This window comes from Methylobacterium sp. C33D (assembly GCF_053345825.1).
On record NZ_JBKFAV010000078.1, the window covers coordinates 1 to 8,338 of the forward strand.

General features: G+C 72.0%; 11 protein-coding genes and 2 pseudogenes. 8 read left to right on the forward strand and 5 right to left on the reverse strand.

Going from position 1 to position 8,338, the window contains the following annotated elements:
* The 3 genes and pseudogenes from ACLBXO_RS31040 to ACLBXO_RS31050 form a co-directional block, all read right to left on the reverse strand.
* A pseudogene (locus tag ACLBXO_RS31040) lies at positions 1–172 on the reverse strand (polysaccharide biosynthesis/export family protein); the annotation flags it as partial.
* 261 nt (positions 173–433) lie between these two features.
* Positions 434–643, reverse strand: a complete 210-nt coding sequence (locus ACLBXO_RS31045; RefSeq protein WP_331314844.1) for a Flp family type IVb pilin — start codon at positions 641–643, stop codon at positions 434–436.
* Between the two features lie 223 nt (positions 644–866).
* Entirely contained in the window at positions 867–1,151 is a 285-nt protein-coding gene (locus tag ACLBXO_RS31050; protein WP_447687829.1) for a DUF3072 domain-containing protein, read from the reverse strand.
* Between the two features lie 158 nt (positions 1,152–1,309).
* On the opposite strand from ACLBXO_RS31050, the gene ACLBXO_RS31055 reads away from it, so the two are divergent.
* From ACLBXO_RS31055 to ACLBXO_RS31085, 7 genes are all read left to right on the forward strand, one after another.
* Positions 1,310–1,876, forward strand: coding sequence for a gluconokinase (locus tag ACLBXO_RS31055; RefSeq protein WP_331314848.1), 567 nt, complete (start codon positions 1,310–1,312; stop codon positions 1,874–1,876).
* A gap of 4 nt (positions 1,877–1,880) precedes the next feature.
* The gene (locus ACLBXO_RS31060; RefSeq protein ID WP_447687830.1) at positions 1,881–2,702 is read left to right on the forward strand and encodes a Cof-type HAD-IIB family hydrolase; all 822 of its coding nucleotides are present in this window, start codon (positions 1,881–1,883) and stop codon (positions 2,700–2,702) included.
* Positions 2,703–2,855: 153 nt separating this feature from the next.
* On the forward strand, positions 2,856–3,827 hold the full coding sequence (locus ACLBXO_RS31065) for a lytic transglycosylase domain-containing protein (protein ID WP_447687831.1): 972 nt from the start codon (positions 2,856–2,858) through the stop codon (positions 3,825–3,827).
* Positions 3,828–4,169: 342 nt separating this feature from the next.
* Positions 4,170–5,054 (forward strand): helix-turn-helix transcriptional regulator, encoded by an 885-nt coding sequence (locus ACLBXO_RS31070; RefSeq protein WP_331314853.1) that lies wholly within the window; start codon positions 4,170–4,172, stop codon positions 5,052–5,054.
* Between the two features lie 227 nt (positions 5,055–5,281).
* On the forward strand, positions 5,282–6,133 hold the full coding sequence (gene cysE, locus ACLBXO_RS31075; RefSeq protein WP_331314854.1) for a serine O-acetyltransferase: 852 nt from the start codon (positions 5,282–5,284) through the stop codon (positions 6,131–6,133).
* A 91-nt stretch (positions 6,134–6,224) separates the two neighbouring features.
* Positions 6,225–6,440: a DUF3126 family protein gene (locus ACLBXO_RS31080; RefSeq protein WP_243909648.1), complete on the forward strand. Its 216-nt coding sequence runs from the start codon at positions 6,225–6,227 to the stop codon at positions 6,438–6,440.
* A gap of 146 nt (positions 6,441–6,586) precedes the next feature.
* Complete coding sequence (locus ACLBXO_RS31085) at positions 6,587–6,916, forward strand: DUF6949 family protein (protein ID WP_331314856.1); 330 nt, start codon at positions 6,587–6,589, stop codon at positions 6,914–6,916.
* A gap of 5 nt (positions 6,917–6,921) precedes the next feature.
* On the opposite strand, the gene ACLBXO_RS31090 is transcribed toward ACLBXO_RS31085, so the two are convergent.
* Positions 6,922–7,629 (reverse strand): transglutaminase-like cysteine peptidase, encoded by a 708-nt coding sequence (locus ACLBXO_RS31090; RefSeq protein ID WP_447687832.1) that lies wholly within the window; start codon positions 7,627–7,629, stop codon positions 6,922–6,924.
* Between the two features lie 318 nt (positions 7,630–7,947).
* Between ACLBXO_RS31090 and ACLBXO_RS31095 the strand changes: the two genes are divergently transcribed.
* Positions 7,948–8,205 (forward strand): hypothetical protein, encoded by a 258-nt coding sequence (locus ACLBXO_RS31095; protein WP_447687833.1) that lies wholly within the window; start codon positions 7,948–7,950, stop codon positions 8,203–8,205.
* A 7-nt stretch (positions 8,206–8,212) separates the two neighbouring features.
* Here the strand turns inward: ACLBXO_RS31095 and ACLBXO_RS31100 are convergent.
* A pseudogene (locus ACLBXO_RS31100) lies at positions 8,213–8,338 on the reverse strand (transglutaminase-like cysteine peptidase); the annotation flags it as partial.

An 8,338-nucleotide genomic window follows, 5' to 3' on the forward strand; every position in this document is an offset into this window, starting at 1 on the left:
CGACCACGGAGGGCGTGACGTCGATGATCTCGTAGCGGGCGAGGATCCCGCCGTCGGCCGTGGCGACCTCGGCCCCGGCCTGGATCGCGCTCGCCGTCGGACCCGCCGCGGGCAGGTACGTGCAGCCCGACATCGCCGTGACGGCGAGCAGGACGAGGGGAAGTTTGCGCATCCAGATGTTGCCCATCGGTATTGCCGAGCCCGTGCCTAGCCCATAGCGGCCCAGGTGTCCGTAGCGGGTGAGCCACACTCCGCCCGCCACGGCCGAGACTGCTAAGTCATCCTCGTTAAGCACAGCTTTTTCGGGGCAATGGCGCGACAAATGCCGGTCGCAGCGCGCGCAGCCGAAATATCGGGACACAATTCCAGATGTTGTCGGCGGTCACGGACCGGCCGATCGGCCCCGGGGCCGGGTGGATTGGGGACGATCCGCTCACGGCCCCTGGGTGACGGCCGCCGTGATGTCGCCGTAGACGGCGCTGACGCGGGACACGTAGAAGCGGATGCTGCCGACGGCGACGAGGAAGATCAGGCCGCCGAGCAGGGCGTACTCGGTCGCGGTGGATCCGCGGACGTCGCGGGCGAACCGTGCGGTCGCGGCCCGGAGCCGACCCGCCGGGGCGGACGCCCCCCGGGATCGCACAGCGCGCCGCTCCCCTCCGTCGCCGCCCGGCTCATCCATGGTCGACCGCGCCTTCCAGTCCCGCCGCGCGCGTGGCCTCACGCGCTCCGAAGTCTGGTACCGGCACGCGCTTGCCGCCGGCTTAACGAAGTGTTCGAAACCGGCGGTCGGGTCGATTCCGGGCGGGATATGCACCGCCCGGCGCGGCGGTGGGCACGCCCGCCGCGGGCGCGCCCGGGCCGCCTCAGGCGTGGCCGGCCTTGTGGCGGAGGTCGTCGATCCGCTTCGAGGCCTCGGCCTTGTCGAGGTCGGGGTCGAACGCCTCCGGCTTCTTCGCCTCCTCCGAGAGCGTCTTCAGATAGGAGGCCTGCGCGCCGGTCATCGGCTCGCCGCCGGTCGTCCACTGGTCCGGATCCTTGATCTGGTTGGACACATCCTTCGGGTCGGTCTTGGGGTTCTCCGGGGCGTCCTGACGCGCTCCGGTCTCCCGATCCGCCTTCGACGTCGCCTTCGCGGTGCTGGTAGCCATGCGCCTGATGTTCCCTGAATGTTCGCGTTCCGGTGATCAACGCGTCCCGCCGCGCGGCGGTTCCTGCCGACACGGCGGGGGCGTCGGGCGCGACGATCTTCCCTTCCGCGCGCCCGCTCCGCATGATCGCGGCGCCCCAGAGAGCCACGGTGATCCGGATGACGTCCCAATCAGACCCGACACGCGATGCCGGGACGGCCGCCCAGGTGCTCGTGGTCATGGGCGTCTCGGGGTCCGGGAAGAGCACCGTGGCGGCGCTGATCGCCGAGAGGCTCGGCTGGATCTTCGTGGACGGCGACAGCTTCCACACGCCGGAGCACGTGGCGAAGATGCACGCGGGCCACGCCCTCGACGACGCGGACCGCGCGCCCTGGCTCGCCCGGATCGCGACGTGGATCCAGCAGCGCCTCGACGCCGGCGAGTCCGGCGTGGTGGTCTGCTCGGCGCTCCGGCGCGCGTACCGGGACGTCCTTACCCGGGGCAGCCGGCGGGTCCGCCTCGTCTACCTCGACGGCGACAGGGCCCTGATCGCGCGGCGCCTCGCGGAGCGCCGGGGCCACTTCATGTCGCCGCACCTCCTCGAGAGCCAGTTCGCGATCCTCGAGGTCCCGGGGCCCGACGAGCACCCGATCACCGTCGGGATCCTCGAGCCGCCCGAGGCGATTGCCGACCGGGTCGTGGCGGAACTCGCCGCCGCGGCGCGCCGGGATCCGGGTGGGGAGTGACGCGATGACAGCAGGAACCGGCAAGGCCGCGGGGATCGCCCTGGTGATCTCGGACGTCGACGGCACCCTGGTAACCGGCGACAAGCGCCTGACCGGGGCGACGGTGGCGGCCGTGCGCCGCCTGCGCGCGGCCGGGATCGGCTTCAGCATCGCCTCGGCGCGGCCGCCGATCGGCCTGCGGAGCCTCGTGGCGGACCTCGGTCTCGACCTGCCGATGGGGGCCTTCAACGGCGCCAGCGTCGTCCGGCCGGACCTGTCGATCATCGAGGAGCGGACCATCCCGGAGGCGGCGGCCCGGTCGGCCCTCGACCGGCTCCTGGCCGAGGGGCTGGATGTCTGGGTCTTCGCCGACGGCGCGTGGTGCCTGCGCGACCCGGACGGCCCCTACACCGACCTGGAGCGCCGCACGATCGGCGCGGAGCCCCGGGTCGTCGCCGATCTCGGAACGCTCATGGGATCGGCCGCCAAGATCGTCGGCGTCAGCCGCGACCACGCCCATCTCGCGGCCTGCGAGACGCGCATCGCGGCGGCGCTGGCCGGCCGCGCCACCGTCCACCGCTCGCAGGCATACTATCTCGACGTGACCCCGCCCGACCTCGACAAGGGTCGCTTCGTCGCCTGGATGAGCGCGCATCTCGCCATCCCGCGCGAGCGGATCGCCACTTTCGGCGATGCCGGCAACGACCGCCCGATGTTCGCGCAGAGCGGCTACGCGGTGGCGATGGGCAATGCCGAGGCGAGCGTGCAGGCGTCCGCGAGTGCGGTCACGGACAGCAACGATTCCGACGGGTTCGCCCGCGCGGTCGACCGCTTCATCCTTCCCTGACTTCGACGGCTGGCGCGCGCCGCGCTGTGGCGCGCGGATCACAAGCGCGCCCGTCGCCCCGGCCGCCCACAGGCTGCCGAACCGGGGCCGCTTTCCGGCCTCATTTCCCCGTGACCTAGCTTGACCACAGAACAAGCAGCACCGGGTCTCGGAATGCATCGCCTCATCCTGGCCGCCGTCCTCGCGGTCGCGCCCGCCGCCGCCTTCGGGCAGGGCGCGCGCGACAATATCGACGCGTTGATCGAGCAGCAGGCGAAGGCGAACGGCGTTCCGGCGAGCTTCGTGCACGCCGTGGTCAAGCGCGAGAGCAACTACAATCCGCGGGCCAAGGGCGGCAGCGCCCTGGGCCTCATGCAGATCAAGCACGCGACCGCGCGCAGCCTGGGCTACACCGGCGACGCCGCCGGCCTGTACGATCCGGAGACCAATTTGCGCTACGGCGTGGCCTATCTGGCGGGCGCCTATCGCACGGCCAAGGGCAACGTCAGCCAAGCCTACCAGTACTACAACCGCGGCTACTACTACGCCGCCAAGCGCCAGGGCATCTCCACCGAGGTGGCCTCGGTGGTGGCCCCGGTGGCGGCCTCGGCCAGCGCCCTGGCGAGCCTGTTCGGCGGCGGCGTCGCCGACTCCCGGAACAACCCCGCGGCCGCCGCCCTGGCCTACGCACCCACCGCCGCCGCGGTGGCGGAGGCTCCGACCGAGACCGTCGAGGTGCCGCTGCCGCCGCGGCGGCCCGCCGCCCTGGCCGGCGCGACGATCGCGCTGGCCAGCCTGTCCGTCGACCCGGCCACCGCGGCTCCGAGCGCGAGCGCCCCCCAGGCCGCCGCGGCGCCGTCGGTGGAAGTCCCGCTGCCGCCGCGCCGGCCCGCGGCCCTGGGCAGCGCCGTCGCGGCCGCGCCGGCTCAGATCGCGGAACTCCGGCTCTCGCCGCAGCCCGAGGCGGCCCCCGCCCCGATGACCCCCGCGGCCGCGTCGGCGCCGGCCACCGAGGCGGCGGTCGAGGCGGTCGAGGTGCCGCTGCCGCCGCGCCGTCCGTCGCTCCAGATGCTCGCCGCCGCCACGCCGCGGCGCGCGCCGGCCGCCGCGCCCGTGCACGAGGCCACCGCCCTGCCGGTCGAGTAGCGGGCCCGCTCCGGCCCCGACGGCTGACCGGGACAGCCCGCGCGGCCGGTCCCTCTGCCCACACAAGGATCATGCCCAAGGCTTGACCATCGGGTCGATCCGCAACACATAAGCGCCACGCCAGCAACGTGGTTGGATCGCTACGGTACGGACCGGAGCCGCAAGACAGCGGCCGTACGCGGGTGGCGCACGACGGATCTCAGGGCAGGAAACGCCGGTCTACGCGCGCACGTTCGGGCAGTTTCCTGTCCGGCGGGACAAGCAGGGCGCGATGGATCTCGAAGCGGCAGGCATGCAGGGCACGGACTCTGCTTTCGAGCTGGCAGGAAAGCGGACGGCGCCATGACCGGCGTGGTAGAACAGGAATCTCTCTTTCTCACGGACCTCGGGCGGCGCGTCAGGCACGCGCGCACCGTGCGCGGGCTCTCGCGCAAGGTCCTGTCGCAGACCTCGGGCCTGTCCGAGCGCTACATCGCGCAGCTGGAGGGGGGCCAGGGCAACGTCTCGATCATTCTGCTGCGGCGGGTGGCCAACGCCATGGGCGTGCGGCTGGACGACCTGATCACCGGCAACGACGCGCTGCCCGACTGGCCGGTGGTGCGCGACCTCCTCGCCCAGGCGAGCCCGGCCCAGATCGTCGCCGCCAAGGAGGCCCTGTCCGGCGGCAGCAGGCCCGAATCGAGCAACCGGCCGCGCGTGGCGCTGATCGGCCTGCGCGGCGCCGGCAAGTCGACCCTCGGCAAGCTCGCGGCCGAGCGCCTCGGCTGGACCTTCGTGGAGCTCAACGCCGAGATCGAGCGGGAGAACGCCCTCTCGGTCCAGGAGATCTTCGCGATCTACGGACAGGAAGGCTACCGCCGCCTGGAGCAGGCGGCGCTGCGGCGCCTCACCGAGCATCCCGGTCCGCTGATCCTCGCGACGAGCGGCGGCATCGTCGCGGAACCGCTCACTTACGATCTGCTCCTGCAGGCGTTCTACACGATCTGGCTGCGCGCCCGGCCGGAGGAGCACATGAGCCGCGTCCGCGAGCAGGGCCACCTCGCCACGACGGGCGACCACGCCTCCGCGATGCAGGAGCTGCGCGCCGTGCTGGCGAGCCGCGAGCCGCTCTACGCCCGGGCTCCGGCCACGGTGGACACCTCCAACATTCCGGTCCAGACGATGCTGGACCGGCTGACGGCGGTGATCGAGGCGCGGTTCGGGCAGGCCGTGCCGGCGGCCGACTGACCCGCGCCGGCTCGCTGACAGCCATGCGCCCGATGCGACCGCCGGGTCGCGCCGGCCCTTGATCGCCGCGGTGCAGCGCACCACGCTAGGGCGGAACCCGCGGTCCGGCGCGCTGCATTCCGCCCGCCCCGGGCGGGACACCCACGCCCGCCCGAGCGGGCACTGGACCGGCCCGGCCGCACGCGCGATCGGCAAACCCGCGAAGTCCCGGACGTGAGCATCCGCCCATGAGCGCCAGTCCTGCCTTCAATCACACAGCCCATGACCTCGCGGTCGTCGACCCGGTCTGGTCGCGGCTGCGCGACGAGGCGGAGGACGTCCTGCGGACCGAGCCGCAGCTCGCCTCCTTCATCGTGGCGACGATCCTGAATCACACCACGCTGGAAGGCGCTGTCTCCCACCGGGTCGCGGCCCGGCTCGGGCACCCGTCGCTGCCGGCCGAACTCGTCGCCCACGCCTTCCACGAGGCGATCGCGGTGGATCCGGGGATCGGGCAGGCGTTCCGCGCCGATATCGGCGCGGTGATCGACCGGGACCCGGCGACGCTCCGGGCCCTCGAGCCGGTCCTGTACTTCAAGGGCTTCCACGCGCTGCAGGCCTACCGCCTCGCCCACCATGTCTGGAACCGCGGCCGGCGGGACCTCGCCCTCTACCTCCAGAGCCGGGTCTCGGAGGTGTTCCAGTGCGACATCCATCCGGCGGCGCGGATCGGGCGGGGCGTCTTCCTCGACCACGCAACCGGCCTCGTGGTCGGGTCGACCGCGGTGATCGAGGACGACGTGTCGATCCTCCACGCTGTGACCCTGGGCGGCACCGGCAAGCAGCGCGGCGACCGCCACCCCAAGATCCGCCGCGGCGTGATGATCGGCGCCGGTGCCAAGATCCTGGGCAACATCGAGGTCGGGGCCTGCGCCCGGGTGGCGGCGGGCTCGGTGGTGCTGCGGCCGGTGCCGCCGAACACGACGGTCGTCGGCGTGCCGGCGCGCGTGGTCGGCACCGCCGGCTGCGACGATCCGGCCCGGGCGATGGACCAGCTCGTCGCCCTCGACCAGTTCATCCACCTGGGCGACGGGATCTGACCCGGGGCCGTCGCGCTTGCCGCTCCGCCCGCGGCGTGGCAAGCCCTCGGCCCATCCGCGGCGCCCGCGCCGCCAGGGGAGATCGACCAGCGTGACCAAAGCCGAGACCGCGAAGCTTCAGGACTATCTGCGCCGAAAGTTCGCGAACAACAATATCCGCCTCACCGCGATGAAGACCGGCGACTCCGCCGAGGTGTTCATCGGCGAGGAGTCGATCGGCGTGATCGCCGACGACAAGGAGGACGGCGACGATTCCTTCGTCTTCCGGATGGCGATCCTCGACATCGATCTCGAGGACGAGGCCTGAGGCGCGGCGCCTCGGCCGCACAACATCCCGGGCCGGGCTCCGCCGGCCCGCACCTGTGCACGGATTAACGCTAACGGAGACTCGTGCTTAACAAGCGGTAAACGGCGTGAGTACAGTGCGCGCAACCTGTATCAGGAGCGCGAATAATGGTCTTCACGCCCGCCGCCCTCGAGTCGATCCGGACCCTGTGCATCGGACTGGCGCTGTCCGGCCTGATCGCCAGCGCCTTCGAGCTGTTCGCGGCCCGGCGGGCGAGCTTCAGCCTGCTGGAGCGCGGCGGCCTGCCGGCGGTCGCCGCCCTGCCGATGCTGGCCTTCTCGGCGCCGTTCATCATCCTGCGCAACACGGTGCGCGGCCGACGGATCGAGGGGCGCCCGATCCCGTTCGTGATGCTGGCGACCGTCGTCGCGTGCGGCTGGAGCCTGCTCTCCGGCCGCGTCGCCCTCGACCTCGCGGCGATGCTGGTCGGTGCCTGACGGGATCAGGGCTCGGCGGTGGCGACCTGCGCGGTGCCGTCCTTGCCCTCGAGGGACACCCAGGCCGCGCCGTCCTGGCCGGCTCGCTTGATGAAATTGTAGCCCGTGCGGCGCCAGGAGCGGATCGCGTCGGTCTTGTTGTCGAGGATGAAGTCACCGCGGTCGGTCCGGACCGTCAGCACGGCGTGGCCCTCGTTGGTCTCGTCGATCACGACGGTCATCAGCAGGGCGCGCCGCGGCAGGCCGCGCTCCGCCAGCATCCGCCGCTTCAGCAGCTGGTAATCCTCGCAGTCGCCGAACCCGTCATCCGGGAAGTCCCAGCGGTCGACGACGCCCCAGTGCGCCTGATCGGTGATCGGCCGGATGCGCGCGTTCACGCGGCGGTTGACGCTCTGCAGGGTTCGCCACACCGCCACGGTCAGAGGGATCTCGGCCGGCTCGGCGGTGTCGACCCTGCATTCCTGGGGTGTGCGGGCGCAGAAATCCGTCCAGCCCGCGATCGCCCGCACCGGTCCGGTCGGTTCGGCGGCGGACACCTGATCCGGCAGGACCAGCCGTGCATGGGCATGGGTCGTGGCACCGCCCATCGCGAGGATCATGGCCAGCAGGGCGAAACTCGCCGCCTGTCGTGCGCGGCACGCCGCGTGCGTCCACCCGCGCCATCGCAGCGGGCCGAACACCTGACACGAGATACCGCCATCCGCGTGCCGCATGGTTCAAGCCCCCGCCGCCCGATGATGACGGAAGGGTGACACGGCCACGTGCGGCGCACAATGGGTGAAGACGAGGTAGATAACGCGCGGGAAGCCGTATCGGTTCCGATTTAAGAGAGTGTTGCATCCGCAGGGCTTGCCCAGAACGCATGCAGTGGGCGAATAGCCGCCCTGCGCCCTCTCCGAAGGCCTTGATTCAGGTCAGCTTTGCCGGCTTCTCAGAACGGCTCGCACGGGGATTCGCGGCGGGCTCGATCCAGACGCGTGAAGACGGCCAGCCCGTCGCCGACGGGGCCGCGCCCCAGGAAAGGACCCACCATGCAGCCCGCCATCCAGCAGGTGATCAGAGCGCTCGCCGAGGATGGTCGGGCCGGCGCGATCAATATCGCGGAGCACGCGGTCGATTCCTACCTCGCCGACGCGCCGAGCGAGGGCGACAGGGCGCTGTCGCGGGACATCCTGGTGCGGGATCTCGCCAGTCTCCGGGGCGTCGCCCCGCATCTCGCGGCCTTCATCGGCCGGGTCGAGTCCTACGTGGCGGGCCTCGCCCAGCCGTCCCTGAGCCGGGCGGCCTGAGGCCGCCTCACCGGTTGGCGGTGGTGACCGGGGAGGTGACGCCGCCGAGGGAGACCCAGGCGACGGCGTCCTGGCTCTCGCGCTTGATGAACACGTAGCCGGTCTTGTGCCAGGGCACGATCGCGTTGGTCTT

Coding starts and splice junctions, on each gene's coding strand:
- ACLBXO_RS31050 (WP_447687829.1), bottom strand. CDS start 1,151: ATGGCTACCAGCACCGCGAAGGCGACGTCGAAGGCGGATCGGGAGACC.
- ACLBXO_RS31055 (WP_331314848.1), top strand. CDS start 1,310: ATGACGTCCCAATCAGACCCGACACGCGATGCCGGGACGGCCGCCCAG.
- ACLBXO_RS31060 (WP_447687830.1), top strand. CDS start 1,881: ATGACAGCAGGAACCGGCAAGGCCGCGGGGATCGCCCTGGTGATCTCG.
- ACLBXO_RS31065 (WP_447687831.1), top strand. CDS start 2,856: ATGCATCGCCTCATCCTGGCCGCCGTCCTCGCGGTCGCGCCCGCCGCC.
- ACLBXO_RS31070 (WP_331314853.1), top strand. CDS start 4,170: ATGACCGGCGTGGTAGAACAGGAATCTCTCTTTCTCACGGACCTCGGG.
- cysE (WP_331314854.1), top strand. CDS start 5,282: ATGAGCGCCAGTCCTGCCTTCAATCACACAGCCCATGACCTCGCGGTC.
- ACLBXO_RS31085 (WP_331314856.1), top strand. CDS start 6,587: ATGGTCTTCACGCCCGCCGCCCTCGAGTCGATCCGGACCCTGTGCATC.
- ACLBXO_RS31090 (WP_447687832.1), bottom strand. CDS start 7,629: ATGCGGCACGCGGATGGCGGTATCTCGTGTCAGGTGTTCGGCCCGCTG.
- ACLBXO_RS31095 (WP_447687833.1), top strand. CDS start 7,948: ATGCAGCCCGCCATCCAGCAGGTGATCAGAGCGCTCGCCGAGGATGGT.